22 protein-coding genes and 1 pseudogene are annotated in these 26,121 nt (G+C 61.3%); 12 read left to right on the top strand and 11 right to left on the bottom strand.

What is annotated here, in order from left to right; all coding sequences use genetic code 11:
* Positions 1-257: 257 nt before the first annotated feature.
* A complete protein-coding gene (locus V1289_RS06040; RefSeq protein WP_334396087.1) occupies positions 258-1,322 on the bottom strand; it encodes an IS110 family transposase in 1,065 nt (354 codons plus the stop codon).
* A 319-nt stretch (positions 1,323-1,641) separates the two neighbouring features.
* Between V1289_RS06040 and V1289_RS06035 the strand changes: the two genes are divergently transcribed.
* Positions 1,642-2,007 carry a DUF3237 family protein gene (locus tag V1289_RS06035; protein ID WP_334396086.1) on the top strand — a complete coding sequence of 122 codons (366 nt, stop codon included), beginning with the start codon at positions 1,642-1,644 and terminating at the stop codon, positions 2,005-2,007.
* Between the two features lie 277 nt (positions 2,008-2,284).
* Complete coding sequence (locus tag V1289_RS06030; protein WP_334396085.1) at positions 2,285-3,193, top strand: hypothetical protein; 909 nt, start codon at positions 2,285-2,287, stop codon at positions 3,191-3,193.
* A gap of 4 nt (positions 3,194-3,197) precedes the next feature.
* Here V1289_RS06030 and V1289_RS06025 read toward each other — a convergent pair whose 3' ends face one another.
* The 4 genes from V1289_RS06025 to V1289_RS06010 all read right to left on the bottom strand — a co-directional run bounded on the left by V1289_RS06025 (position 3,198) and on the right by V1289_RS06010 (position 8,205).
* A complete protein-coding gene (locus V1289_RS06025) occupies positions 3,198-5,000 on the bottom strand; it encodes an NAD(P)/FAD-dependent oxidoreductase (protein WP_334396084.1) in 1,803 nt (600 codons plus the stop codon).
* 871 nt (positions 5,001-5,871) lie between these two features.
* Positions 5,872-7,050 carry a LysM peptidoglycan-binding domain-containing protein gene (locus tag V1289_RS06020; protein ID WP_334396083.1) on the bottom strand — a complete coding sequence of 393 codons (1,179 nt, stop codon included), beginning with the start codon at positions 7,048-7,050 and terminating at the stop codon, positions 5,872-5,874.
* A 537-nt stretch (positions 7,051-7,587) separates the two neighbouring features.
* Positions 7,588-7,806 (bottom strand): hypothetical protein, encoded by a 219-nt coding sequence (locus tag V1289_RS06015; protein WP_334396082.1) that lies wholly within the window; start codon positions 7,804-7,806, stop codon positions 7,588-7,590.
* Positions 7,807-7,983: 177 nt separating this feature from the next.
* A complete protein-coding gene (locus tag V1289_RS06010) occupies positions 7,984-8,205 on the bottom strand; it encodes a hypothetical protein (protein ID WP_334396081.1) in 222 nt (73 codons plus the stop codon).
* Positions 8,206-8,266: 61 nt separating this feature from the next.
* Between V1289_RS06010 and V1289_RS06005 the strand changes: the two are divergent.
* Positions 8,267-8,462, top strand: a pseudogene (locus tag V1289_RS06005) (SDR family oxidoreductase); the annotation flags it as partial.
* A 21-nt stretch (positions 8,463-8,483) separates the two neighbouring features.
* On the opposite strand, the gene V1289_RS06000 reads toward V1289_RS06005, so the two are convergent.
* From V1289_RS06000 to V1289_RS05985, 4 genes are read right to left on the bottom strand one after another with little or no spacing between them, the layout of a single operon-like run.
* Positions 8,484-9,191, bottom strand: a complete 708-nt coding sequence (locus V1289_RS06000; protein ID WP_334396080.1) for a molybdate ABC transporter substrate-binding protein — start codon at positions 9,189-9,191, stop codon at positions 8,484-8,486.
* Positions 9,188-11,329 carry a xanthine dehydrogenase family protein molybdopterin-binding subunit gene (locus V1289_RS05995; RefSeq protein ID WP_334396079.1) on the bottom strand — a complete coding sequence of 714 codons (2,142 nt, stop codon included), beginning with the start codon at positions 11,327-11,329 and terminating at the stop codon, positions 9,188-9,190. The genes V1289_RS06000 and V1289_RS05995 overlap by 4 nt, the downstream gene beginning before the upstream one ends.
* On the bottom strand, positions 11,326-11,796 hold the full coding sequence (locus V1289_RS05990) for a (2Fe-2S)-binding protein (RefSeq protein ID WP_334396077.1): 471 nt from the start codon (positions 11,794-11,796) through the stop codon (positions 11,326-11,328). The genes V1289_RS05995 and V1289_RS05990 overlap by 4 nt, the downstream gene beginning before the upstream one ends.
* Positions 11,797-11,822: 26 nt before the next feature.
* Positions 11,823-12,797: a Bug family tripartite tricarboxylate transporter substrate binding protein gene (locus V1289_RS05985; protein ID WP_334396076.1), complete on the bottom strand. Its 975-nt coding sequence runs from the start codon at positions 12,795-12,797 to the stop codon at positions 11,823-11,825.
* Positions 12,798-12,946: 149 nt separating this feature from the next.
* Between V1289_RS05985 and V1289_RS05980 the strand changes: the two genes are divergently transcribed.
* The 5 genes from V1289_RS05980 (at position 12,947) to V1289_RS05960 (ending at position 19,188) form a co-directional block, all read left to right on the top strand.
* Entirely contained in the window at positions 12,947-14,014 is a 1,068-nt protein-coding gene (locus V1289_RS05980) for an ABC transporter substrate-binding protein (protein ID WP_334396075.1), read from the top strand.
* Between the two features lie 5 nt (positions 14,015-14,019).
* The gene (locus tag V1289_RS05975) at positions 14,020-15,393 is read left to right on the top strand and encodes an MmgE/PrpD family protein (protein ID WP_334396074.1); all 1,374 of its coding nucleotides are present in this window, start codon (positions 14,020-14,022) and stop codon (positions 15,391-15,393) included.
* Between the two features lie 6 nt (positions 15,394-15,399).
* Entirely contained in the window at positions 15,400-16,152 is a 753-nt protein-coding gene (fabG, locus tag V1289_RS05970; RefSeq protein WP_334396073.1) for a 3-oxoacyl-ACP reductase FabG, read from the top strand.
* Positions 16,153-16,237: 85 nt separating this feature from the next.
* Entirely contained in the window at positions 16,238-18,334 is a 2,097-nt protein-coding gene (locus tag V1289_RS05965) for a molybdopterin-dependent oxidoreductase (RefSeq protein WP_334396072.1), read from the top strand.
* A gap of 71 nt (positions 18,335-18,405) precedes the next feature.
* Complete coding sequence (locus V1289_RS05960; RefSeq protein ID WP_334396071.1) at positions 18,406-19,188, top strand: enoyl-CoA hydratase/isomerase family protein; 783 nt, start codon at positions 18,406-18,408, stop codon at positions 19,186-19,188.
* A 77-nt stretch (positions 19,189-19,265) separates the two neighbouring features.
* On the opposite strand, the gene V1289_RS05955 is transcribed toward V1289_RS05960, so the two are convergent.
* Positions 19,266-20,318, bottom strand: coding sequence for a hypothetical protein (locus tag V1289_RS05955; RefSeq protein ID WP_334396070.1), 1,053 nt, complete (start codon positions 20,316-20,318; stop codon positions 19,266-19,268).
* 1,636 nt (positions 20,319-21,954) lie between these two features.
* Complete coding sequence (locus tag V1289_RS05950; RefSeq protein WP_334396069.1) at positions 21,955-22,140, bottom strand: hypothetical protein; 186 nt, start codon at positions 22,138-22,140, stop codon at positions 21,955-21,957.
* Between the two features lie 387 nt (positions 22,141-22,527).
* Here V1289_RS05950 and V1289_RS05945 point away from each other — a divergent pair, with 387 nt between their 5' ends.
* The 4 genes from V1289_RS05945 to V1289_RS05930 all read left to right on the top strand — a co-directional run bounded on the left by V1289_RS05945 (position 22,528) and on the right by V1289_RS05930 (position 26,089).
* The gene (locus V1289_RS05945) at positions 22,528-22,695 is read left to right on the top strand and encodes a hypothetical protein (protein ID WP_334396068.1); all 168 of its coding nucleotides are present in this window, start codon (positions 22,528-22,530) and stop codon (positions 22,693-22,695) included.
* 843 nt (positions 22,696-23,538) lie between these two features.
* On the top strand, positions 23,539-24,489 hold the full coding sequence (locus tag V1289_RS05940) for an ArdC family protein (protein ID WP_334396067.1): 951 nt from the start codon (positions 23,539-23,541) through the stop codon (positions 24,487-24,489).
* A gap of 101 nt (positions 24,490-24,590) precedes the next feature.
* The gene (locus V1289_RS49520) at positions 24,591-25,025 is read left to right on the top strand and encodes a hypothetical protein (protein ID WP_442895956.1); all 435 of its coding nucleotides are present in this window, start codon (positions 24,591-24,593) and stop codon (positions 25,023-25,025) included.
* Positions 25,025-26,089: a DUF7146 domain-containing protein gene (locus V1289_RS05930; protein ID WP_334407292.1), complete on the top strand. Its 1,065-nt coding sequence runs from the start codon at positions 25,025-25,027 to the stop codon at positions 26,087-26,089. The genes V1289_RS49520 and V1289_RS05930 overlap by 1 nt, the downstream gene beginning before the upstream one ends.
* The last annotated feature ends 32 nt before the right edge of the window (positions 26,090-26,121 follow it).

The following is a 26,121-nucleotide window of genomic DNA, read 5'->3' as shown; positions in this document are numbered from 1 at the left end:
CTCGGAAGACCGAACCTCCATCTCGTCTCATCCTCTCGCAGACCTCGGCTGGAAACTGTTGATAGGGTTACGTCATCGCTTGCTCCTCATGTCGCGTAGTTCCTTTGTTCGAGCCAAGGGTCGTTCCTTCGTCCCGGCCCGCAGAGCGTCGATCGCGTCGCGCGCAGGGGCGGTCAAGGCCGGCCGTCGTGCTTGGCTTGCGGCGGGCTCCGGCGTTGCCAGGCCGCGCCTTGACCGCGCCGAGCACGGCGCGAGGATCACGCGGGTCGGACGCCTGCATCGTCGGTCCTCGTCAGCTCGAAGGCGCGTCCTTTGGCCAGCACCGCCCAGGCGATCCGGGCAAGCTTGTTGGCGAGCGCGATCGCCAGCACGTTGTGGTGCAATCGCCTCTTGGCGGCTTCGATCCAGGATTTGAGCCCGTAACGTTCCCAGTCCTTTATCCTGACCAGCACAACCCATGCCGCCTGCACGAACAGAACGCGCAGGTAGCGATTGCCGCGCCTGGAGATTTTGCCGAGGATCGTGCGGTCTCCCGTCGAGATCTGCTTGGGCACCAGTCCGAGCCAGGCGCCGAAGTCGCGGCCTTTGGAGAATACGTCTCCAGTGCCGATCGCGGCCACCATGGCGCTCGAAATGATCGGCCCGATGCCGGGCACCGTCATCAGGCGCGAACATGCCTGATCCTGACGGGCCAGGGCTTCGATCTCGCCGGAGAGGCCATCGATACGCTGATCCAGCCGGCGCCAGTCGCCTGCCAACTCCTCGATGACACGCAACATGCGGGGCGACAGGACATCGGTGCGCGTTGCAAGGATGGTGGGCAGTTCCGTGCGCAGGAAGCCGATCCCCTGACGCACGGCGATCCCGCGTTCCAGCATGAAGGCGCGAATCTGGTTGATGATGCCGGTGCGTTGCGACACCAGCCGCTCGCGCACCCGATGCAGTGCCTGCAGATCAAGTTGCTCCGCGGTCTTGGTCGCCACGAACTTCATCGTCGGGCGCTGCACGGCTTCGGCAATCGCTTCGGCATCATTGAAGTCGTTCTTCTGTCCCTTGCTATAGGGGCGGACATATTTGGCCGGCATCAACCTGGCATCGTGACCAAGCGATGCGAGTTTGCGGCTCAGGTGATGCGCGCCGACGCAGGCTTCCATGCCGACCAGGCAGGGCGGCATATTGGCGAGCCGCGCCTCCACTTGGCCACGCGACCACTTTTGCCGCAGCACGATGGCGCCGCGCGCATCGTGGCCCACGGCGTGGAACGCGTTCTTGCCGATATCGATGCCGATCACGGCGATCGCGGTATTGGGTATCTCAGACATGGCGTGCTCCTTGTCTTTGGCGCCTCTTGCCAGCTTCGCTTGCTGGCGGGGCAGGAGCACGGCCGGACCATCCCATTAACGGTCATGGCGCTCCTTCCAAGTTTGTCCCGGAAAAGCCAGAGCAACGAAGGAGCATGCGCTCGAGAAGCATAGGCGTAGGCGAGTTAAACCGAAAGGCTTAAAGTACATTTCGCAGCACATGGCGGATGCCAGTCATCGGGAGGCCTCTATGCCGGAGATCAACACCAGGTTTCTATTCACGCTCGCTCTCGAAATTCAAGTATCCAGTCTGGGCGATACTCCCTAGGGCCGCCGACGCATGTTTCATTTTGATGGCGGCAGCTTCGACGGACCGAAGCTTAAGGGCAAGATGTTGCCAGGCGGCGGTGGTTGGTCGCTGATCCGCCGCGACTACGTGATGGAGGTGGATGCGCGGTTGATCCTTGAGACCAACGACAACCATCAAATCTACGCGGCCTGGAAGGGACTTCGCCATGGTCCGAAAGAAGTCATGGATCGCCTTTATCAAGGCGAGATTGTCGACCCGGGAGCCTACTATTTCCGCACCACACCTTACTTCGAGACGAGTTCAGAAAAGTACAGTTGGATGAACCGCATCTGCTCGATCGCCAGCGGCTCGCTTTCTGCGAATGCACGAACGCTAGATGTTTTTCAGGTGTTGTAGTCGATGCATCAAACGTCCGCTGCTGGCCGTTACCGACTAACCCCGACAGTGGTCGCCACGTCGACTGTCAGGGGTAGACCAGACATCGCCCGAGCCAGGCTGGATCGGCGCTTTTGACCCGCAACAGACATTCATCTCAGTTGATCGAAAGGTAGGGAGGAATACGGTTACCCTTTAAAGTGATATCTGTCATTATCGGAAACTCAATCCGGCTAGCAAGTGAAGTCGAATCGGGCGATGCTCTTGGTTGATGAGAGATGTTTGCAGGCTGATTTGCTTGGCGCTGATCGGATTGTTCCGGTCGCGAGCGTTGCTGCAAGCAGAGATCTTGACGCTTCGTCATCAACTCAACGTGCTGCGACGTAAATCGCCGCAGCGACTAACCTTCACCAGCATCGACCGTTTGGTATTTGCCGGGTTGTATCGGCTGGCACCTGGCGTGCTGGACGCTTTGAAGATCGTCGGGCCGGAGACCGTGATCCGCTGGCATCGTGCCGGCTTCCGAGCGTATTGGCGCTGGAAATCAAAACCGCGCAGTGGCCGTCCAAAGACCCCGCTGGAAATCCGTCAGCTCATTCGCGAGATCAGTCTCGCCAACCCATTGTGGGGCGCACCACGGATTCATGGCGAGCTTCTCAAGCTCGGCATCGATGTCGGACAAACCACCGTTGCAAAGTATATGGCGAGGGGAAGGCGACCGCCGTCCCAAGGGTGGAAGACATTCCTTCATAATCACGCCGACGGCATCGCGTCGATGGACCTATTCGTGGTTCCGACAATCTCATTCCGACTGCTCTACGGGCTGCTGCTACTGCATCACGATCGCCGCCAAATCCTGTGGCTGGGAGTGACTGCGCACCCAACGGCTGAATGGATTTCGCACCAACTCACCGAGGCCTATGGTTGGAAAGTAGCGCCGCGATACATCATTCGTGACCGCGACGCCGTCTACGGCGACGTCGTCATCCGCCGCCTTCGGGCGATGAGCATTCGGGATCGGCCAACCGCTGCACGAGGCTCGCACGCACCTTTCGGTCAACAAGGACGCGCCGTCGCCGCGAACAGTACATGCCGTTGGTCGCATTTTGCCTACGCCAATTCTCGGCGGACTTCATCATCTGTATGTGCGAGTTTGATTTCCGACAGGCACAGCCGTCTCCGAACCATGCTCAAAGCAATCGAATAGGCAATCAGCTCAGATGGTGGGCCTTCTGGAGACCGTAAACCGGTGTGGGAATGCCTTCCATTCGCGCTTTCAACTGGAGGGACAGAAACTGGGAGTAGTGACGTGACTGGTGCAGGTTACCGCCATGGAACCAAAGCCCCTCCTGCTGCGTCGGCTTCCACATATTTCGCTGTTCGCCTTCCCATGGGCCCGGGTCTTTGGTCGTATTTGAGCCTAGTCCCCAGACCTTGCCTACCTTGTCGGCAACTTCCCTGGAGATCAGGTCCGCGGCGAAGCCGTTCATCGAACCGTAGCCGGTGGCGTAAACGACGAGATCTGCCGGCAGCTCGGTCCCGTCGTTCAAGATGACGGAATGTTCCGTGAGCTTTTTGACATCGACGCCGCTCTTCAGCTTGATGCTGCCATTAGCTACCAATTCCGAAGCACCGACGTCGATGTAGTAACCGGATCCACGCCGCAGGTATTTCATGAACAAACCGGAATCGTCGTCACCATAATCGAGCAGGAAGCCTGCCTTCTCGAGGCGTTTGTAGTAATCGGCATCGCGTTCCCTGATCGCGTTATAAACCGGGATCTGGAACTCGTGCAGAATCTTGTAAGGCAGTGAAGCAAAGATCAAGTCGGCCTTAGCCGTCGTCATGCCAGACTGGACCGCCTGTTCGGAGTAAAGCGAGGCCAATCCGAGCTCCATCAGGGAGTCCGACTTCACAACATGGGTCGTCGAGCGCTGAACCATGGTAACGTCCGCTCCGGCTTCCCAAAGCGCGGCACAAATATCGTGGGCGGAATTGTTCGAGCCGATCACAACGGCTTTCTTGTTCTTGTATTTGTCCGGCCCCGGATGCTGCGACGAATGGTGCTGATCGCCCTTGAAAATGTCCATGCCTTCGAATTTCGGCATATTGGGCTTGGCTGACATTCCCGTCGCAAGTACGAGCTGTTTTGGCTTGAGGACGACTTCCTTGCCGTCGCGCTGCACGATAAGGGTCCATTCGCGGCTCTTCTCGTCGTAAGATGCCTTCTTGCATTCGCTTGAGCCCCAGTAATTGAGCTCCATCACCTTTGTATACATTTCGAGCCAGTCCCCGATCTTGTCCTTCGGCGAGAAGACCGGCCAGTTCCGAGGAAACGGCAGATAGGGCAGATGATCATACCAAACCGGGTCATGCAGGCAGAGTGACTTGTAACGCTTGCGCCAGCTGTCGCCAGGCCTTTCGTTTTTTTCGACGATGATCGTCGGTACATTGACCTGGCGCAACCGGGCTCCGAGCGCGATGCCGCCCTGACCGCCACCAACGATGACGCAATAGGGCTGGCGCGAGTAGCCGAGTTCGGCAGCTTCCGCCTCGCGTTCTTCCTTCCATGTCTTTCGATTGCGTTCGGCGCCGTGTTTTGCCCCCATCGGACGGTCGAAGCCCACCGGCTCTTCGTGTCCCTTAAGTTCGCTCATGGTCGTCAGCAACGTCCAGATCCGGCCGTCCTTCAGGCGCAGATGGCCAAAGCCGCGTGCGACCCCGGTTTCGAATTGTATCCAGCTCTCCGTAATTCCATCCGCTTCAGAAGCGTCCTCATTATCGGCAATTTTCCAGTTCGATGGCTTCGTATCGGCGAGCCGCGCCTTGAGCATGTCGCGAACCTGTTCCTTGCCCTCCATGGTCTTGATGTTCCAGGTGAAGGTCACGAGGTCGCGCCAGTAGCAGTCTGTCCGAAAGAGGTCGACAACGCGTCCTACCTCGCCAGCGGACAGTGCCTTGTCGAGCGCATTGAGAAGATCAGATACTTTTCCGTTTGGGGCTTTGTCGAGCATGATGATGTCCTCCCTTGTGCTGATGGCGAGAGCCTGCGCTCTTTTTCTTTGTTCAACGAACCGAAGCCGAGGCACTCGCGAACGCGACAAGCTCATGCGGCGTCATTCGATCTTTTAAGACAGACTTGAATTTAGCACTTTGCGGCGAAGAGGCGAGGGAGAAACAGCCAATCGGGTTAAAATGCGGGCCAGGCGGGTCGCTGGTCTCTGCCGACAGAACGTACACGCATGACGGTTCCCGCGCCACCCCGCCCTCCGCGTCGCTCTATCGCGAGCGTATTAATTGTAACGACTGAACAGTCTGACTCTCCCCAACAGAATTCGCGATCGACCGCTGTTGGGCGCAAAGCGGACGTACGCAAAAGAACACTCCAATACATAACATGGTCAGGATAGAAAACTCATCGGATCGTTCTCGCGATATTCCATAACCGCTCATCGGCGAAATTTTGGCGTGCCCCAAAAATGCCGAGCGGCCAGAAGGGCGAGCCGAACCGTGCCCGAGACGGCACTGACTGCAACCATATTGATCAGGTTTTGCGTGGCCATCGAGACCATCGATGCTGCATAGGCCGGCGGCGGGCTGTTCCTGGATCTCTTGCGTTTCGCCGTTTGTGGTCTTGTCTTTGTACCCATTGCATTCCCCGAAGGATGGCGGGTCAGGCCGCTTGGCAACCTGACCCTGACGCTTTCCCTGTCGAGGTTTTGCCCCCGATTCTGGAAGCCACCATGTCATGGGCTCGGCCTGAAAGCCTTAGTGCCGTAGTTTGTCTAGCGAGGCAGGCACCCGCCGCAGGTGGCGAGCCGCGCATACTCGAGCGCGAGCGAAAAGGGCCAACAACTGTCTTTTCAGACGCTGCTGTTGCCGCCTTCACTGCGTCGGAAGGACAAAGATCTGCCCGGGATAAATCAGATTGGGATTGCGGATCTGCTGGCGGTTCGCCTTGTAGATGACGACGTAGCGCGTGCCCGCGCCATAGATGAGGTGGCTGATGCGCCAGAGGCTGTCGCCGCGCGAGACGGTGGTGGTCGCGATCTTAGGCACAACCACGGTGGAGGGCGGCGAGCCTCCGGGCAGAACGGTGGTCCCGGCGGCGGCCAGCTGCGGCTGCTGTGCCGCGGCTATGTCCGCCCGCTTCGACGCTGTGGCCTGCGCCGGCAGGGACCCGGTGACCACCGTGTCGGGAACGTTGAACGGCACTTCGGCGCGTGAGCGCACCGCGCCGGAACTTGACTCCAACTCGTCCAGCCTGACGCGGTAGTTGCCGGGTGCGACTCCTTGGTTGATCGTGACAGCAAAGCGTCCATCCGCGCCGGCCGTTACCGACGCAACAAAGCTGTCATTGAGATAAAGTCCCACTGCGGCGCCCGGTTGCGAGCGACCGCTCACATGGAACTTGCCGTCCGGCTCGATCTCGACCGCTTCCACAGCCACTGCGCCGGCCATCGGCTTTGGCGCAGCCGGCTGCGACAGCACGACGGTGGGTTTGTCCGGCGCCATCAGCGCCACGATCGGCCGGTCGGTCGGTCCCGGCTCAAGCGCTACCGCCACGCTCTGTTTGGACGTAGCCTGCTTGCCGTCTGGCTGCTTGGAGCGCAACGTCAGATCGTAAGTGCCTGTGGGAAGGCGGGGCGGGACCATAACGAATTGTCCGGATTGATCCGCGACCGCGCGATCATGCAGTTCGCCGTTGCGTAGCAATTCCACCGTCGCGCCCGGCGCTGCCCGGCCCGCGATTACGGCTTCGCCGGTCGGCTCGATACGCGCGATGTCGAAAAGTGGCGCGCCGTCTCCGCTGTCCGGCGGTGGGGGCGATCCGGCCAGCCCGGCCGACGCGGTCGTGGCTTCAGCTTGCGCCGCTGCGAGCGCTGCCGGACCCGGATCTCGTACGTCCGCTGTCGGCTTTGAGACCACCGGCGCGATGGCTGCGACCTTGGTGTCGCCCGGCGGTTCGCGGCGGACGTGCTGGACGGCGAAGACAAGCGCCACGCCACAGGCCGCAACAGCTATGAACGGCACGACCATTCGGCTCACAGCTGTGGCAGTCATGATGTTCGTCCGTCGGCCGGACCCGTTAGCTCGTCAGCATTATACAGCGTTTTCCAGCGAAGTAGGTACCGGTCGGACACCGAAAACGGGACGTTAGAGTTACCCACACCGGAAACTAATAGCGCCGCGTGTTTTGGCCTAGAAAGGCGCTTGTTGTTGTCCTTTCGGGTATTGCCTCCATCGGGCGAAGCCCCTGGCAGGGCGGTTGCAGGCGCTCCGTACGCTGGGTTACTTTCCGTCGCGTGGGCCTACGTGGAGAAGGTTCGAACCCAGTTCCTCTCCCGCCGCCAGCTTGGCCGAAGCCGCGTGTTCTCTGCGTGAACTTGTTGGGAATTAGGCCTAGTAGCAGCACAATTTCTCATTTGAACTCCCGACTTCTAAGGCTGCGTCCGGCCTGTGATTGGCTTATCATTTGACGGCAGTATGTGTTGTGCAGCATCCGCCAAGAGCTGCCGTACGGTTTGTGTGTTGGCGCGTTCAGTGGCGATCCGTTGGCAGCGATCGATCAGCTCGAGCAGTCGCACTTTCTCAGCATGATCAGGCGACGATATCATGCTCAGTATCCCGATCCGACTCCGTCGCCACCTGCCGCCGTGTCATCCAACGGTCGATAGTCATCACGACGGCAGTTAGAGCGGCCTCCCGTGTCTTACGCTGGCCCGACTCTGCTGTGTCTCTATCTAGATCGACGGTCCATCTCCAAGTGTCCCGATCGACATCCTGGGTGACGGCATAATCAATACCGCGATAGTTCATGGGAAAAACTCCAACGAAACTGCTTTGGTCGAAATTCACTGGACTGAAAGCGCTAATTTAATTCAATCTATTAAAGGAAATCAATGGTGAGCACCAATGCGGGCTGCTGCACTGCACCCAAGTCTGACCAACGCGCGGAGCGATTATCGTCAAGGCCATGATGCGGCTAACGCAGCATCACAGCACGCATCCGCATCGGGCAGATTTGGCGTAGGCCAACAGCCTAGGATCGGCTTCTGGAGAGGCCTCGCAAAAGTTGTCGATGATCGCGGCAACCCTCTCTTCGTACTCCGGCTGCCAATGCCCAAGCCCGTGCAGGGCACTCTCTTGGCAGGCGAGTGAGTCGAGGTGAAGTATGCGCTCCATGGATTTCAGCGCGGCATCATCGAGAATTGGCAAGCTAGGATCGCTGGCGAGTGCGAGAGATGGAAAAACATCCCACCACATATAGCAGACGCCGCAGCGGCCGGATATCTACAATCTCTACGCCGGTCACACGGTCTTCAATCGCTGGAGCAGCGCCGACGAAGTCGCGACCGCCGTCGTATATCTGGCTTCGGATGCGGCGAGCTATGTCAGCGGCAGCACCTTACGTTGACGGCGGCTGGACCGCCATCGACGGTCCGCCGACGGGCTTGACGCAATTGTCGCGCTAAGTCTCGGTTCACTGGGTGAGGCTACTTTGGTCCGCTGACAAACCCTGCGCCCTTGCGCTGCTCCTGTGCGTCGGCGGCTGTCAGAAGATCGATCAGCCGCTGCGCCTGTTGCGCTGACGTGGCCTGCGTTGTGACCGCAGCCGTGTACATGGTCGCAAGCGCGCAGCCCGGTGGCAGCGAGCCGGACAGAACGACGCCGTCGGTGCTGATGATTTCGGTCGATTGCGTGCAGCCGATCGGGTGTCGCGCATCCGACTCGGCCATATGACGCATCGCGGTGGCGCCGTTCGGAAAGATCTTCAGCCGATCGGCAACTTTCTCGGCAAGGCCAAGTTGCCCAAGCACCTTCGCGACATGAATTCCGGCCGTGGAAACCTTGGTGTCGGGCACAAAGATCGCGTCCGAGCCAAGAAATGCCTCACGCAAGGCTGCGGCATCGGTGACCGATATCTTGGGGTCGCCGACGCGAACCGCGAGCGCGGTTTCGACTAGGCCGATATCGCGGATCGATGCCGGGACTACCAGCTTCTCCTCGGCAAGTTGCGCGACGATCGCCGCGGTCAAAATCACCATGTCGGTGGGCGCGCCTTTGCGCAGTTTGTCGGCCATGGCACCGACCGCGCCGAACTCGCCGCCAATTTCGAAGCCGGTCTGCGTCCTGAGCGCCGTCGCCACGCTTCCGACCAATCCCTGCGCCGCGCCGCCGCTCAGGATGTTCAAGGTACTCATGAGCCCAATTCCATGGCTGCGATCAGGCTGTCGCGCGTGATCGGTAGATCGCGGACGCGTACGCCGAGGCAATCGAACACTGCATTGGCAATGGCTGCCGTGACGGGCCCGTGGGCGGCTTCGCCGGCGCCGACCGGGTCCAGTTCTACCCGTTGGATCACTTCAATTTCTACCTCGGGCACCTCGCTGAAACGCAGGATGGGATAGTCCGTCCAATCCGTGCTGGTGATGCGCTGCCGGTCGAAGCGGACCCGCTCCTTCAACACCCAACTCGTGGCCTGAATGGCGCCGCCCTCGATCTGGTTGATGACGCCATCCGGATTGATCGCCTCGCCGACATCGACCGCGAGGGTCAGCTTCCTGACACGGATATCCTTCTCGCCTTCGATCTCGGCCACTGCGGCGCAATAGGCGCCGGTGTTCTTGTAGCGGGCAAAGCCGATGCCGTAACCTATGCCGGGTTGCTTGTCCGGTCTCCACTTCGCGCGCTTCGCGGCCGCGCGGATCACGTCCTTTGCGCGCTCGTCGCGGAGGTGGCGGAGCCGGAACGCGACCGGATCTTCATGACACTCGGCCGCGATCTCGTCGAGAAAGGATTCGATCGCAAACACATTGCCCTGTGCGCCGAGCGTGCGTAGCGCGGAAGTGCGGACCGGCATGGTCTTCAGGCGGTGGCTCTCGATATGCCACGACGGGAAATCATACAGCGGAACCGAATTGCGGTCGGCGCCGCCGCCATTGGCCTGCGGCGGATTGCTCGAGATCATGCGGGGAAACGGGTTTTCCAGTTCGAAGGCCGCAAGCAAGGCAGGCTGCGCCGCGCGTCCCGGCCTCGCGGCATGGCCGTTGCTCCAGACCGAATGTCGCCAGTCCACGATTTCGTCCTCGGCATCGAGACCGGCCTCGATCTCGATCGCCATCGCGGCACCGAATGGCGCGTGTGACATCTCGTGCTCGCGCGACCACATCACCCGTACCGGCCGGCCACCCGCGGCTTTCGCCAGTAGCACGGCGTCGAGCGCGACGTCGTCGGCGGCGTTATGCCCGTAGCAGCCGGCGCCTTCCATATGTTCGACGGTGATATTATCGACCGGCAGTCTCAGCACCAGCGCCAGATCGGCGCGCAAGAGATAGACGCCCTGGCTATGGGTCCAGACATGAACGCGGTCGCCGTTCCACTGCGCCATTGCGCAAGATGGCGCGATCGAAGCGTGAGCTATGTAGGGCCGGCTATACTGCCGCCGCATGGTGCGCGTCTTTGCAGGAGCGGCTGGCGGCGTTCTGTCGTCGATGATGGTCAGCTCGGACGGCTGGGCTTTCAGGAATGCCGAGAGGTCGCTTTCGTCAGGCAATGGCTCGCCGTCAGACCATGTTGCGCCCTTGCCCAAGCCGGCGAGCGCCGCCTCCGCGCTATGCTCGGTCTCGCTGACGACACCTGCGAAACTGCCGTCGCGTACGACCGCGACGAGACCGGCAATCGCGCGAGCGCCATCTTCTTTCAGGTCGGTGAGTTTCGCGCGCGAATTCACCGGCCGTAGCACGCGGCCGTGCAATATTCCCGGCAACGCGCAGTCGTGGATGAAACGCGGCCGCGCAAACACCTTGTCGGGAATATCGATACGCTGGATCGAATTTCCGGCCAGCGCGCGTCGCGTTGCCAATTTGGCCGTCGCGCCAGGCGTCGCGTCGCGATCGAGCCTGATGTCACCGGCAAGCTCCCAATAGCTGGTCCTGACATTGCCGGGTCCCGAGATGGTGCCGTCCTCGATAGCGAGCGTGTCGATCTCCACACCCAGCCGTTCTGACGCCAGTTCGAGAAAGATCTGGCGAACCTCGGCGCAGACGTGTCGCAGCGCCCGCCCTGACTGCTGCACCGAGAGACTGCCCGACGTGACGCCCTCGTTGGGACTGGTGGCTGTCGACGCGCGGAGCATCTGCAGACGCGAAATGTCGACGTCGAGTTCGTCGGCGGCGATCTGCGCCAGCGCGGTGACGATGCCTTGCCCAATTTCGACCTTGCCGGGCGTGACGGTGACCTGGCCCTGCGGCGAGAATTTCAGCCATGACGACAGTTTCGGGTTTGCCGCAAGACTTACGGGCAATTGGGCCGGCGGCGGCGAGGGCGCTTGCGGGTTCATCTCGCCGCCATTTCGTCTGCCGCGCGCAGCACCGCCCGCACCATGCGGTTATGCGAACCGCACCGGCAAAGGTTGCCGTCGAGCGCTTGCTTCACCTCCTGGCTGGAGGGGGCGGGATTTCGCATCAGCAAGGCGGCCGCGCTCATCAGGATGCCGGAAACGCAATAGCCGCACTGCAACGCCTGCTCGGCGATGAAGGCGCGCTGCAGCGGATGCGGTCGCTCGGCGGTTCCGAGCCCCTCGGGTGTCGTGACGTCCTTGTCCACGATCGACCATAGCGGCGTATCGCAGGCGGCCACCGCGCGATCGCCGATAATGACGTTGCAGGCGCCGCATTCGCCGGCGCCGCAGCCGAAATGCGGCCCGGTCATGCCAAGCGGCCCGCGTATTATGTCCAGCAGTGATCGATCGGGATCGGCGTCGACATCCATCTCAGCGCCGTTGAGGCGAAATCGAACGCTCGGCATCGAGGCGGACCTTGGTTGAAGGATCTCTATTGCGGCTTGTCGAATTTCTTGACGACTTCGGTCCATTTCACAATATCGCCGCGCAGGAATTTGTCGAATTCCTCAGGAGTCATCGACATCGGAACGGCGCCCTGCGCGGTCCAGAGTTTGACGATGTCGGGCCGTTTGATCGCGGCATTCACGGCCGCATTGAGCTTGTCGATGATCGGCTTGGGCGTGCCCGCCGGCGCCATCAGTCCGAGCCAGATTGTGGCCTCATAGCCGGGAATGCCGGCCTCGGTCACCGTCGGCACGTTGGGCAGTACGCTCGAGGGCGTCTTGCCGGTCGTGGCAAGCGCGCGGACCTGATTTTCGGCGATATTGGGCGCCATCGCCGGAACCGCGTCGATCATCATCTGCACCTGGCCGCCGATCACGCCGCTGCGCGCCTCGCCGCTGTTGCGGTAGGGTACGTGCAGGACGTCGATGCCGGCCATGGCTTTGAAGAGTTCGCCGGCCATGTGGTACGGCGTCCCCTGGCCGGACGAGGCATAGTTCAGTTTGCCGGGCTGGGCTTTGGCGAGCGCGATGAACTCCTGCAGCGTCTTCGCCGGCACCGCGGGGTGGACCACGATCACGAGGTCGGAATAATTCAGCGGCGCGATCGGCGCGAGGTCGCGCATCAGCTCATATTTGCGCTGCGGCACCAGCGATTCATTCGCGGTCTGGGTGTTCGACATCATCAACAGCGTATAGCCGTCGGGCGGCGACTTGGCGGCCTCCAGCGTGCCGATCACCCCGCCAGCGCCGGTCCGGTTCTCGACCACGAAGGGCTGGCCGAAACTTTCCTGTAAAATGCTGCCGATCTGGCGGGCGGTGACGTCCGCCGGCCCGCCGGCGCCGAAGGGAACGATGACCCGGACCGGCCGCGCCGGATAATCTTCCGCGGGTAACGGCGAGTTGAGAATCGGCATCACCAGCAGAGCGGCCGTCAGCGCCAGCGCAAACCTTGAGCCCGTCATTTCTCCCCCTCAAACTTTAGTCTTGTTCCTTGCGGCGAGTTTAGCTGCAATGCAAAGCCGCTGTCGACGATAGACTCTGCCTACGGCATCGGAATAAAAGACTAGAACCGGTGTACCCAACTTCGCTAACAAGCGCGGGGAATGAAACGATGAAACACCAAGGGATCTCTCGCCGCGCGGTGTTGCGAGGCACCGGCGCCGTGCTGGCGGGCGCGGCATTCTCGACCCGCGTCATGGCCGATGCGCCGCCGGCGGAATCGGTCACACCGGCGCTGATCGAGGCGGCGAAGAAGGAAGGCCAGGTGATCTACTACACCTCGACCGACCTGCCAGTCGCGGAAAAACTGGCCAAGGCGTTCGAGGCGAAATACCCGGGGATCGCGGTTCGCGTCGAGCGCACCGGCGCAGAACGGGTGTTCCAGCGAATCGGTCAGGAATATTCCAGCAACATCCACGCCGTGGACGTCGTGAACTCGTCGGATGCGGCGCATTTCATCGTCTGGAAACGCGACGGCATTCTGGCGCCGTATGTGCCTGAGGATGTCGCAAAATTCTATCCTGCCGACCACCGCGATCCCGACGGCCAGTTCGCAAGCTTCCGCGTCTGGCTCTCAATCATCGCCTACAATACCAATCTGGTGAAAGCGGAAGACGCCCCCAAGAGCTTTGCCGACCTGCTCGATCCCAAATGGAAGGGCAAGATCGTCAAGGCGCATCCCGGCTACAGCGGCACCATCATGACCGCGACCTACCAGATGCAGCGCGATCTCGGGTGGAGCTTCTTCGAACAGCTCGCCAAGCAGAACATCATGCAGGTGCAATCGTCCGCCGATCCGCCGAAAAAGCTCGAGCTCGGTGAGCGCGCCGTGATGGCCGACGGCAACGAGTACAACATTTTTCAGATGAAGGAATCCGGCCGCCCGGTCGAACCGGTCTATGCCACCGAGGGTTCGCCGCTGATCATCGGCCCGAACGGCATCTTCAAGGGCTCGCCCAATCCGAACGCGGCAAAGCTGTTTCAGTCGTTCAGCCTTGGCCGTGAGGCCCAGCAGCTCATCATCGACGTCGGCGGCCTGCGCTCCGTCCATGCGCAGACGGCCGAGAAAGCCGGACGCAAGCCGCTAAAGGACATCAAGACCATGAAGGATGACGCTGCAGCGGTGGAAATAGAGGGCGATTCGATCAAGGCGCGCTACACCAAAATCTTCCACGTCTGATCCGAATGACCTCTGAACTGCCCAGGACGTCCGTCGCCGAGACGCTCGCTGCGAAGATTGTCGCGTTGCAGCCGGGCGGTTTGCCGGCCGCCACCACGCGCAAATGCGAGGATTTGCTGATCGATGTCGTCGGCCTCTGCGTCACCGCGCGCAACGAGGACTATATCAGGAGTGCGCTGGCGGGTTGCGACGATGATGGACCCTGCACGGCGATCGGGCACACGCGCACTCTGAACGCCGCCGGCGCCGCGTTCGTCAACGGCACGGCCGCACATGGTGAGGATTTTGACGATACATTCGAGGGCGGCCCGGTGCATGCCGGGGCTGTCATCGTGCCGGCGGTTCTGGCCGCCTGCGAGCGTCATAACCCCGATGGCCGCATGGCGCTGATCGGGATTGCGGTGGGGACCGAAGTACTCTGCCGCTTAAGTCTCGTGGTGCCGAAGGCCGTCCACAAGGCGGGCTTCCATCCGACCGCAATCTTCGGCGCGATGGGGGCGGCGGCCGGTGTCGGTGCGGCGCTCGGCCTCAACGTCAGACAAATCGTCGATGCGCTCGGCATTGCCGGCAGCATGGCGGGCGGCATCATCGAATATCTCGCCGAGGGCGCCTGGACCAAGCGGCTGCATGCCGGTTGGGCGGCGCAATCGGGCATTCGCGCGGCGCTGCTGGCGCGAGGAGGATTCGTCGGCCCGCGTACGGTGTTCGAAGGCGTCCATGGCCTGTTCCACGGCTTTGCCCACACCGTCAAAGGCGACTACGACGCGCTGACCGGCGATTTCGGCACGCGCTGGGTGACGGACACACTGGCGTTCAAGCCATATCCCTGCGGAACGATGGCGCAGCCCTATATCGATTGCGCGCGACGGCTCGCCGCGCGCGGTATCAAGCCCGAGGACGTCACAGGAATCGTCTGCGAGGTTGCAGAGGGGACGGTGCACCGGCTGTGGGAGCCGCTGGCCGACAAGCAGCGACCGCGCAACGGCTATGCCGCCAAGTTCGCCACGCCCTATCTGCTGGCGACCGGTTTCGTGCATGGCGGGGTCGGGCTAGGCGCGTTCACGGAAAGCGCGATCCGCGATGCGCGCGTGCTGGCGCTCGCGGCCAAGGTGAAATTCGCGATCGATTCGGACAATCCCTATCCCAACAACTACACCGGCCATATCCGTGCGACGCTCGGCGACGGCAGCGTGATTGAAGAGCGGCAACCGCATATGCGCGGCGGCGCGCAGGAGCCGCTGACGCGCCAGGATGTGACTGATAAATTCGCGCTCAACGCGCTGCATGGCGGCTGGAGCAAGGCGCAGGGCGATGCGACGTTGAAGCTGCTGGCGGGGTTGTATCGGGGCAGGATCGAATTATCGTCGTTGCGTGGATAGGTTTGCATGACCAAGGAACTTTCCGGCAAGGTCGCCATTGTTACGGGTGCGGGCCGCAATATTGGCCGCGCGATCGCACTGGCGCTGGCGAGCGACGGTGCGTCCATCGTGGTGAATGCGCGCAGCAACCGCGCCGAGGCGGAAGACGTTGCGCGCGAGATCGAGTCCGCGGGCGCCAGGGCGCTGGTCCATATCGGCGACGTCGCCCACGCCGAAGCGGTGCAGGCGATGGCGGATGCGGCTGCAAAACAGTTCGGCCGGATCGACATCCTCGTCAACAATGCCGCGCTGCGGCGGGAAAAGCCGTTCGCGGACATGGACTATGCCGCGTGGCGTGAAATCCTTGACGTCACCCTCGATGGCACCTTCCATTGCGTGAAGGCCTGCCTGCCGGCGCTGCGCAAATCCGGCGCGGGGACTATCGTCAATATCGGTGGCCTGAGCGCGCATACGGGTGCAAAAAATCGCGCGCATGTGGTGACGGCGAAAGCGGGGATCATCGGCTTCACCCGCGCGTTGGCCCACGACCTCGCCGATGACGGCATCACCGTGAACTGCGTGGTGCCCGGCCTGATCGGCACGCCGCGGCCCAAGGACAAGCCCGAACCGGCGCATCATCTGACCCACCAGACCATTAGCGGCGAGCGGGGCCGGCCGGAAGACGTCGCGGCCACCGTGCGGTTCCTCTGCGGAGCGAGCGCACGCTACATCAACGGGCAGGCGATCCATGCCAATGGCGGGGCTTATCTGGGCGCCTGATGCATGGCATTGCTGTCGTTTTCGCTGGGGTATTCCCGGATAAAGCCCCTCGGCGAACAGGTCATTTGATGTTACCTAAGAGCGCATGAACCAGCACGCCAAGGTCGACATCCGCCACTCCACCTGTCCGCATGACTGTCCGTCGGCCTGCGCGCTCGACATCGAGGTGATCGAGGGCAAGAGCATCGGCCGGGTCCGCGGGTCCAAGCTGCAGACCTATACCGCCGGTGTCGTCTGCGCCAAGGTCGCGCGCTACGCCGAACGTATCCATCATCCGGACCGGCTGCTCTACCCGATGCGCCGCACCGGGCCGAAAGGTTCCGGCCAGTTCGCGCGGATCTCCTGGGACGAGGCGCTGGACGAGATCGCCGCGCGGTTCGATCAGGCCGAAGGTGAATTCGGCGCCCAATCGGTGTGGCCGTATTATTACGCCGGCACCATGGGGCTGGTGATGCGTGACGGCATCAACCGTCTGTCCCATGTCAAGAAATATTCCCGCTTCTACTCGACCATCTGCGCCAACATCGCCCGCGTCGGATTTTCCATCGGCACCGGCAAGATCGCCGGCGTCGATCCGCGCGAGATGGGCGTCTCCGACCTGGTCGTGATCTGGGGCACCAATCCCGTGAATACCCAGGTCAACGTGATGACGCACGCGATGCGCGCCCGGAAGGAGCGCGGCGCCAGGATCGCAGCGGTCGACGTCTACAACAACGACACCATGAAGCAGGCGGATATCAAGATCATCCTGCGGCCCGGCACCGACGGCGCTTTCGCCTGCGGCGTGATGCATGTGTTGTTCCGCGAAGGCTATGCGGACCGTGCGTATATGGATCGCTACACCGATTGCCCGGATGAGCTGGAGGCGCATCTGGCGACCCGCACGCCGGAATGGGCCTCATCGATTTCGGGCGTTCCGGTGGCGGAGATCGAGGCTTTCGCCCGTCTGGTCGGCCAGACCAAGCGTTCGTTCTTCCGGCTCGGCTACGGCTTTACCCGCAGCCGCAACGGGGCGGCGCAGATGCACGCGGCGCTGTGCATTCCGGCCGTGACGGGTGCCTGGCAATATGAAGGCGGCGGCGCGTTCTTCAACAATGCCGGGATCTGGAAGTTCAATGAATCCGTCATCGAAGGTCATGACGCGATCGACCGCACGACGCGCTGGCTCGACCAGTCCCAGATCGGGCGGATCCTGACCGGAGACACGGAAGCCTTGAAAGGCGGCCCGCCAGTCAAGGCGATGCTGATCCAGAACACCAATCCGATGACGGTGGCGCCGGAGCAGACGCTGGTGCACCAGGGCTTTGCCCGCGAAGACCTGTTCATGGCGGTGCACGAGCAGTTCATGACCGAGACCGCCGCCATGGCCGATATCGTGCTGCCCGCGACCATGTTCATGGAGCACGACGATCTCTATTACGGCGGCGGCCACCAGCATATTTCGGTCGGCGCCAAGCTGATCGATCCGCCCGGCGAATGCCGCTCAAACCATGAAGTGCTGCAGGGCCTTGGCCGGCGCCTCAAGGCCGTCCATCCAGGATTCGAAATGTCGCCGCGCGAACTGATCGACGTGACGCTGCAGAAGAGCGGTCATGGCGGTATCGAAGCCCTGGAGGCGGATCTGTGGCGTGACATCCAGCCCGATTTTCGTACCTCGCATTACCTCGACGGTTTTGCGCACGCGGACAAGAAGTTCCACTTCAAGGCCGACTGGGCGCATCCTCCCTTCGGCAACCCTGGTCTGGGGCCATGGCAGCAGATGCCGTCGCTGCCGGATCATTGGACCATTATCGAGGAGGCGGACGAGGCGCATCCGTTCCGGCTCGCGACCAGTCCGTCGCGTAGCTTCCTCAACACCAGCTTCAATGAAACGCCATCGTCGATCGCGCGCGAGGGAAAACCCTCGGTGATGATGCATCCCGAGGATGCCGCCGCGCTTGGGGTCGTCGACGGCGAGATTGTCACACTCGGCAACGTCAGGGGCGAGACTAATCTGACCGTCAAGGTGTTCGACGGCCTTCGCCGCGGCGTGCTGATCGCAGAATCGATCCAGCCGAACAAGGCCCACATCGGTGGTCGCGGCATCAACACGCTGACCGGGGCCGCGGCGGTCGCACCCGTCGGCGGCGCCGCCTTCCATGACAACAAGGTCTGGGTCAAGAAGGTCGCATCCGCGGGCTAAATCTCTCTTGCGGTCCAGCGCCATCCTGCCGCAAATGTTCGCCGACATCTGGCAAACAGGCGAGTGGGACAATGACCGACCATAACAGCGTGATACGCGAAAAGCGCGGGCAGGCCCTCTGGATCACCATCAACCGGCCCGACAAGCGTAACGCCATCAATGCTGACGTGGTGGCCGGCATCGCCAGGGGCTATCGCGACGCGCATGACGACAAGGAAGTCCGGGTCATCGTGCTGACCGGCGCGGGCGAAAAGGCGTTTTGCGCCGGTGCCGATTTGCAGAACAGCGGTGCTGCGTTTGCGATGGACTTTTCCAGGCCGAACGTCGACTACGCCGATCTATTGCGGCTGTCGCAAAATGCCACCAAGCCCGCGATTGCGCGGGTGGGCGGCGTCTGCATGGCCGGCGGGATGGGCTTGCTGTGCATGACGGATATGGCGGTCGCCGCGGAGCACGTCATCTTCGGGCTGCCAGAGGTCAAGGTTGGCGTGTTCCCGATGCAGGTGATGAGCCTGCTCCAATCGATGGCGCCGCCGCGCCTCGTCAATGAATGGGCGCTGACCGGGGAACCCTTCGACGCCAGAAGCGCGCAGGCCGCCGGGCTTCTCAACTACGTCGTGCCGTCGGCCGAGCTCGACGCCAAGGTCGAATGGCTGATCGGCCGCATCGTCGACAAATCGCCGACCGCGATCCGGCGCGGCAAATATGCCATGCGCGCGATCGCCTCGATGTCGTTCGATGAAAGCATCGCCTATACCGAAAGCCAGATCGCGCTATTGGCGATGACCGAGGATGCCAAGGAAGGCCTGAAAGCGTTCAGCGAAAAGCGCAAGCCTTCGTGGCCCGGCAAATAGCTCGGCGAACCAACAGCTCCCAGCTGAGCCCTGGAGAGCCCGTAGACTTAATCAATGATTTAGGACGCGTTAGGTGGTCATTCCGACGGGCGAGCAGGGGCTGCTTTTGTTCGCTCTTCACGGCGCTTCTTGGAGCCTGAGATCAGTTGTTTACGCGTGCGCTTGGCATAGGTTGGCAGCTGGTGTGGGGATCGATGGCGGGCCGCGGCGCGTAACTCAGCATCTGTGAGGTCGCTGTCGGCACCTTCGGTGAAGCCACCGTGGCGGAAGGAAGTAAATGAGAGTTCGCTTCGTAGCCCAGCTGCTGCGACAATCTTTTTTACGACACTCCGGAGGTAACGCAGGTCCTTGCGTTCCGTAATCCAAGGGAGCGGGGCGCGCGACCTGCGATGCCCATGATCGCGCCGAAAGACCAAACCCGAGGCCCCCGTTTCCTTGATGGCGTCGAGCTCCGCCATCAACTCGGGGAAAAGGGGCTCGCCGGTTTCGTCGAATAGGGGCCACCAGGCTTCTTCGCCATTCTTCGGATGCACAATCTTCACGCTGTTCGGCCGCTCCTTTGGCCGATAATGCGAGATTTCGAAGGCGCCGAATACGTGCTCTTGCCGCTGCAACCACTCCCAAGTCAACAACGCGGCCGTCCCGACTGAGCGGTATCCGAGCTTGTTCGCGGCTACCCTAAATGCAACGAGTTCATCCCAAGTCGCTGTCGGCGTCTCACGTACAGGCTGGCCAAGCGCGCGGGTTTTTAGGCCCATGCGTGAGAATGGATTGACCGCCGGCACTTCTGTTTCTCGAGCGCGTTGACCAACAAACCAGGCGCGCCTGCAAGCCGACATGGATGCATTTGCAGAGCGGCGACGCTCGCGCTTGACGACGTTGCCGTCCGCGTCTTCGTCTTCTACAACGAGCAGCTTCGCGTAAACTGCGTCGACGAATCTTTTCGTAAAGTCAGGAATCTGCTTTGAGCCCGCGCGGCTACCATCCTTCAGTTTGTGGTTTGCAAAAAGTGCCAACCCCTGTTCGTAAAAGCGCTGCGTCTTGTGATCAATTTCTTTCCATTTTTGATGTCCCTTGAAAAGATAGACCAGCCAATCGAAGGTGCCAGGCACTGGAGAAGCTGGAATCATGTCGGTCAATCCTCTTGAACGCCAGCTGTCGAAGGCGGGCAACAGAACATTCTTGGCTCGGTCTACGGCAGCTGCATATTCCTCTCCTAACGCTTCAGCCTGGACGTCGCAGCCCTGCTTGCGTGCCCAAGTTGGCGGCTCAAAGAAGTATGCCCATCGACCACTCTTCAGTGGCTTTCGCCGGCAGTAGCGGGGAAGCTTCAACGCAGTGTGGGGCAGTTTCATACGAGGGAGACCAAGTCTTGTCCTTCTAATCGATCTGGATCCATAGCCTTGCCAGGTGCCGTGACTTTATCGATAATCGCCTTTGACCAAACTGGCTCTCGAGCCCGCCCAACTCCGTGATAGCCGATTGGCGGTGGTGCCTCCCCGCGGCCCACAGCGCGCGCGAGCTCGCCTGTATCGCGGTAATCCAGGTAGGCGGCGGCCATATCCGCGCGCATGAGTGCAGGCCACGCGCCGATTGGTGGATAACGGGCAGGAAGGGCGACGCGTCGTATCATGACTGCCGGCTCGCGCGTTAATGGATCAGCTGCCTGAATTGCTAATTCATGCCACCGACGAAATCGCACGATCTCTCAGAGGGTCGTCACCCGGTGTGCGACCTCAGAAACTACAAGCTTAGGTCGTTCAGCCCGCTCTTGACCGTTTTCCGTACCCTTTGCTTGCATGCTCCCTCACTTTTTTAGTCAACCGGGCCTTCGATATAGAGAACGAGAAGACTTCGGACAAAAAGGCGGCTGCCAACAGCTGGTGTGGGAATTGGGTAATCTGGCGTGCAAATAGGATGGGTGAACTAAGAAGAAAGGAGCGATCGCAGCTCGGGTGTACAGCCGCACTGGAAGGCTCGGAAGAATGCTCGCCGAAGGGCGGCGCTGAAGATAGCGGTGCACCGCTGTTGGGCCGGCAGTACCCGATCCGTCTGAGCCGCAGCTACGCCGGAATGAAGATCGTCGAGCACGATGCACGAACTCTTCCCGTCTCATGGGTCGCCGGCGGTGCTACCCAACACCGTCGCACATATCTTGCAAGCGGGTCCATATTGCTCGCGCGGCTAACGCCGGCTTCAGCGACACAGCCTGTCGAATGTACAGCGGCCGACTTTGCGATAGGCGCACTACCTGAAGGGCGCGGCGACGCTGATCGAGATATAGCGCGTTCCACTTCGGATGACCGCACATCAGCAGAAGCAGGATTGATAGATCGTAACGCAGCGGGGACCACTGGCTGTGCGCACATTTGCATGTGCCTATGCCGCCCGCTGTTTGAGAGGCATATGATTCTAGCAGACTATCAACGGTCAATCCGACAAATCTGTCGCTCACCTTACATTGAAACCACGACAAGTCTTCGCTTTGTCGGAATGACAGACATCGCTAGATATCGCCGCCACCATTGGTCCCTCGAACACGCATATTGATTTGCGGGCGACCACTGATTTGCCCGACATTGCGAATCCAAACTTTGTTTGACTGTGCCCGTCAGGCTCGCTCGCGAACGAGCGACATTGCGCAATGTCCACGCTGGCCGTCACTGTTGAGGGAAGTACACACCATGCCGATGATGATCGGCCCCGATGAACGGGCGTTCGCCGCAAGGATGTCGTCAGCGCTCAGGCCAAGCAGGCGCGGGTGATTTACACGGGCCTGATCACATACCGATAGAGCTGTGGTGTGTCCTTGCCGTGTCCCCACCAGTAGTCGTGTTCGCCGACGAAATCGGAATGGTCGGATTTCCCGGCCAGCGCTTTCGCCAGCGCGCTGGCGCCGACGGGACGTCGGGTCGTCGGGTCGTCGGCAGGGAGTCCCGCTGGACCGGCCACGGCCAAGTTTCCTCGTACACGCCGATAAGCACCGGTTTCTCCCTTCGGAAATCGAAATGGCCTCGGCTCAATTTATCAATGAGGGGTTAAGAGAAATCCAAACGCCGCCGAATCCTAGTTGAAGATATTGACTTATATGGAGAAAGCGCGGGTCGCCCGATGGCTCCTCATGTCAGCGATCGATGACATTTTTGGTTGTCGCCGAACGCTGACATTTTAAAATTGTCAACGAACGCCGACGCGCGCTGAGCTTGGGCTGATCCTTCGCGCCTTTGACGCCCTGGACATCCGCCTAGATGCGGGCACCGAACAAACATCCGCCCGGGGATCCACCAGGCCTGCCGTCGATATCAACGCCATCGTGGCCAAGGCCAGGAAGAAAAAGGCATGACGAGCGAGCTCGTTGCGCTGCTGGATGGCAGGGAAGTCGGCTGCGTGCGCAACGACGCTCGCGGCCGGCTCACCTTTGTCTATGACAACGACTGGCGCCAGTCCGAGGGAGCCTATTTAGCATTTCGGTGCGGGCCCCTTTTCGCTCTTATTCAAACAGAATGAAGCGAATTCATTCTATATGTCGCGCCGGAGGCAAAAACACTCGATAGCTTGCAATGTGGCCAATGGAAGCATAGTCCCGCTGGCGCGATCTGAACGACTCACGCTAAACATTTGCCGTCGATCAGCTCCATGCGCGAAGGAACAAGATGGTTGCAACTGCCCATGAATTGCCCGCTTCAGGTTACGCGCTCGAAGTTGACGGCCGATTCAAAGCCGAGTTTGCGACCAGGGACGGGGCCAAGACCGGTGCAGAAGAGTTGAAGAAGCGTTTTCCCATGCTTCGGATTAGAATATATGACGCCGAGACAAAGTCTCGGGAAGAGGTCCAGCTTCCACCGGTGTAGGTTTTGGTTTTGATGCGCGTGCGGAAAGGGCCTCACCGGGCTCTTGTGAACCGAGCCGTCAGCGTCTCGGCCATGCGGCTTCGATCCCTCGCGCACAACAAGGTGTCCCTCGCCGGAGGCACTCGGTCCCGGGTCCCGCCGCGTTCCGCGCCGGCGCTATGCTGACCCTCCTGCGGGTGCCTTCTTAACCGGTCTCAGGACTGCAGTCGGTCCCGCGTCCCGCCTGACGGCGGCGCTATGCTGACGCTCCTGCGGCTGCCTTCTTTGGTCTCGCCGCCGGCGAGTAGCTGCGCTTGCACTACGCAAACTGCTTTTCCCATCGTCTCTACTTCCAAATGGAGCCTCGCACCATGGATCCTTGTTGGCCTTTGATGCGGATCGACCGACCAGCCCCTTAGGTTCTCGCAGCGCGACCGAAGAGTTAGAGGGACGGCCGGGTGTGCCGTGACGGGTTCATGGTCGCGAGAGAGGCTCGCGGCGCCCGTCGCGGAGAACCGCGATGCCCAGACATGTTCGCAAGGCCAGAATCGGCACCGACCGGACCAACTTCTATGAAGACATCACTCGCAAAATTATCGCCGAACTGGAGGCTGGGTGCGTGCCGTGGGTCCAGCCCTGGAAAACGGCTGCGGCTAGGGCGCCGCTTGCGCTGCCTCAGAACGCCGCGACCCGTCGGCGGTATGGTGGCATCAACATCCTGATCCTGCTGGGCGCCGCCGTCGAGCGGGGTTTTTCAGGCCAGAGCTGGCTCACCTTCCGCCAGGCATTGTCGCTCGGTGGCTGCGTTCGCAAAGGCGAGCGCGGTACGACCGTTGTCTATGCTGACCGCTTCGTGCCCGCCGAGGACATGAAGCGAGCGAGTACGGCGGGTGATGAAGCCCAAGCGATTCCATTCCTGAAGCGCTTTACGGTCTTCAATACCGATCAGTGTGACGGCCTGTCCGCCGATGTTTCTAGCATCGCACCATCGCCTCATATGGTCGAGCCGCAGGTCGAAGCGCTGATCCGTGCGACCGGCATCGACTTTCGTATCGGGGGCAATCGGGCCTTCTACTGTCCTGCCAAAGACTACGTTCAGGTGCCGCCTCCGGCAGCCTTTTTTGAGCCGATCAATTGGTACCGGACTGCTCTGCATGAGTTGGCGCATGCCAGCGGGCATTCCTCCCGGCTCAACCGCGACCTTTCGGGCGGTTACGGTACCAAAAGATACGCCTTCGAGGAGATGGTCGCAGAGATTTCCTCTTCGTTTTGCTGTGCGTCGCTCGGCATTGTGCCCACCGTGCGGCACGCCGACTACATCGGCTCATGGCTCGAGGTGCTGCGCGAGGACAATCGCGCGATTGTGCGGGCGGCTTCGCAAGCCAGCAAGGTCGCGGATTATCTCCTCGGTTTCCTGCCCGATCTCGCGGCAGGCTCGACGACGTTGGCCGCCGATCACGAGGCGGCGTGATGCGTCTCCGCTGTCTGCTGAGAGAGTGAGAGGACGGGCCGGTTTCTGTGACGGGGTGGAGGTCGAGAGAGGTTTTCGGCCGCCCGTCATGGAGATCTGAGATGACGAAGCCTATCCAAAGGATCACGTTGTCGCCCTCTCGCGACATTCCTTTCAACAAGCCGGTGCTGAGCCAGTCGACCGTCCACTGTGTAAACGCAGGTGTCTTGATCGAGCAACTGGCCGAGAACATCGCGCGGCGCAGCTTGCTGCAGGGTCTCAACGTTCGCGCCGTGCTGATGGAGGGCCGCACTGTCCTCACACTTGACGAAGGCCTCCAGCTCCGTCGGGTTCGCGTCATGGGCGCGTACCGCATCGAGCTGTCCGGCTTCACCGACGCCATGTGCAACCGCCTCAAGGCTTACGGCCTCTTCCACGGGATCATCTCCTGGAAGCTGCGCATGTTCGTGCCCACCGACGCGGCCGGCGTTGGCGTCTCGGCCAAGGTAGTGCAGCGCTTTCGCATCGCGTGCATTGGCGAGGAGGAAGTCGCGTGATGCCGCGCGACGCTTCCGAACTGGTGCACCGTCTCGCGCGCGATGCCGAGGCGGTGTGCCGCCACTATCTTTCCAACGGAAGGCGCCAGGGGAGCTACTGGTTGGTCGGCGATATCAGAAACACGCCGGGCCGCTCCATGTTCGTCCGGTTGAGGGAATCGCCGAAACGACCAGCCGGCAAATGGACTGACGCTGCGACGGGCGAGCACGGCGATCTCCTCGACATCATCCGCGAAAGCTGCGGTCTCCTCGACTTCCGCGATGTCGCCGACGAGGCACGCCGCTTCCTGAGCCTGCCACGATCCGAATCGGACTATCGACCGCATCTGTCAACCGTACCGACCAGCTCGCCGGAATCGGCGCGGCGGCTCTTCGCCATGTCGAACCCGATTACCGGCACGGTAGTGCAAACCTATCTACGTCAACGCGGCATAACCGACTTGCATGGCATCGACAGCCTGCGATTCCATCCGCGTTGCTACTACCGTCCCGAGACAGACGCCACAACCGAAATGCGGCCCGCTATGATCGCGGCTGTTACCGACCTGACGGGCCACATCACCGGCGCGCACCGCACATGGCTCGATCCGTCTGGGTGCGACAAGGCGCCAGTCGATACCCCACGCCGGGCGATGGGCCACCTTCTCGGGCATGCGGTTCGTTTCGGTCCGGCTAGTGACGTGATGGCGGCGGGCGAGGGCATCGAGACCATGTTGTCGCTCCGCTGCGTTATGCCCCGCATGGCGATGGTCGCAGCGCTCTCGGCCGCGCATCTCGCAGCGATCCTGTTTCCAGCAACGCTGCGCCGACTCTATATCGTCCGCGACGACGATCGGGCGGGCGATGGCGCGGTGGCAGGACTGTTCGACCGGGCGCAGTCGGCCGGGATCGAGGCGATGGTGCTGTCGCCGCAATATGGAGATTTCAATGAGGATCTGCGGAATTTCGACATCAACGCGCTGCGTGCAGCGTTGCAAATCCAACTCGCCCCTGAAGACGTGGTCCGGTTCTTGAATACGAGCGTTTGGACCGGAACAGGGGACAAGGCTGCTACGCCGCTCTGATGGTACGTCGCCGATCATGGAGCCTCTCCTGT

It is taken from the genome of Bradyrhizobium sp. AZCC 2289 (assembly GCF_036924615.1).
In the GTDB taxonomy this organism is placed as follows: domain Bacteria; phylum Pseudomonadota; class Alphaproteobacteria; order Rhizobiales; family Xanthobacteraceae; genus Bradyrhizobium.
The sequence above is the reverse complement of the archived record's forward strand: the minus strand, read 5'-3'. Positions and strand labels throughout refer to the sequence as shown.

Bases quoted from the DNA above. Each gene is read 5' to 3' on its own strand.
- V1289_RS05930 (WP_334407292.1), top strand. From the start codon at position 25,025: ATGCCGCGCGACGCTTCCGAACTGGTGCACCGTCTCGCGCGCGATGCC.
- V1289_RS06020 (WP_334396083.1), bottom strand. From the start codon at position 7,050: ATGACTGCCACAGCTGTGAGCCGAATGGTCGTGCCGTTCATAGCTGTT.
- V1289_RS06000 (WP_334396080.1), bottom strand. From the start codon at position 9,191: ATGAGTACCTTGAACATCCTGAGCGGCGGCGCGGCGCAGGGATTGGTC.
- V1289_RS05990 (WP_334396077.1), bottom strand. From the start codon at position 11,796: ATGCCGAGCGTTCGATTTCGCCTCAACGGCGCTGAGATGGATGTCGAC.
- V1289_RS05995 (WP_334396079.1), bottom strand. From the start codon at position 11,329: ATGAACCCGCAAGCGCCCTCGCCGCCGCCGGCCCAATTGCCCGTAAGT.
- V1289_RS06035 (WP_334396086.1), top strand. From the start codon at position 1,642: ATGTTTCATTTTGATGGCGGCAGCTTCGACGGACCGAAGCTTAAGGGC.
- V1289_RS05960 (WP_334396071.1), top strand. From the start codon at position 18,406: ATGACCGACCATAACAGCGTGATACGCGAAAAGCGCGGGCAGGCCCTC.
- V1289_RS49520 (WP_442895956.1), top strand. From the start codon at position 24,591: ATGACGAAGCCTATCCAAAGGATCACGTTGTCGCCCTCTCGCGACATT.
- V1289_RS06040 (WP_334396087.1), bottom strand. From the start codon at position 1,322: ATGTCTGAGATACCCAATACCGCGATCGCCGTGATCGGCATCGATATC.
- V1289_RS05985 (WP_334396076.1), bottom strand. From the start codon at position 12,797: ATGACGGGCTCAAGGTTTGCGCTGGCGCTGACGGCCGCTCTGCTGGTG.
- V1289_RS05975 (WP_334396074.1), top strand. From the start codon at position 14,020: ATGACCTCTGAACTGCCCAGGACGTCCGTCGCCGAGACGCTCGCTGCG.
- V1289_RS06015 (WP_334396082.1), bottom strand. From the start codon at position 7,806: ATGAACTATCGCGGTATTGATTATGCCGTCACCCAGGATGTCGATCGG.
- V1289_RS05980 (WP_334396075.1), top strand. From the start codon at position 12,947: ATGAAACACCAAGGGATCTCTCGCCGCGCGGTGTTGCGAGGCACCGGC.
- V1289_RS06025 (WP_334396084.1), bottom strand. From the start codon at position 5,000: ATGCTCGACAAAGCCCCAAACGGAAAAGTATCTGATCTTCTCAATGCG.
- V1289_RS05940 (WP_334396067.1), top strand. From the start codon at position 23,539: ATGCCCAGACATGTTCGCAAGGCCAGAATCGGCACCGACCGGACCAAC.
- fabG (WP_334396073.1), top strand. From the start codon at position 15,400: ATGACCAAGGAACTTTCCGGCAAGGTCGCCATTGTTACGGGTGCGGGC.
- V1289_RS05945 (WP_334396068.1), top strand. From the start codon at position 22,528: ATGACGAGCGAGCTCGTTGCGCTGCTGGATGGCAGGGAAGTCGGCTGC.
- V1289_RS05965 (WP_334396072.1), top strand. From the start codon at position 16,238: ATGAACCAGCACGCCAAGGTCGACATCCGCCACTCCACCTGTCCGCAT.
- V1289_RS05955 (WP_334396070.1), bottom strand. From the start codon at position 20,318: ATGATTCCAGCTTCTCCAGTGCCTGGCACCTTCGATTGGCTGGTCTAT.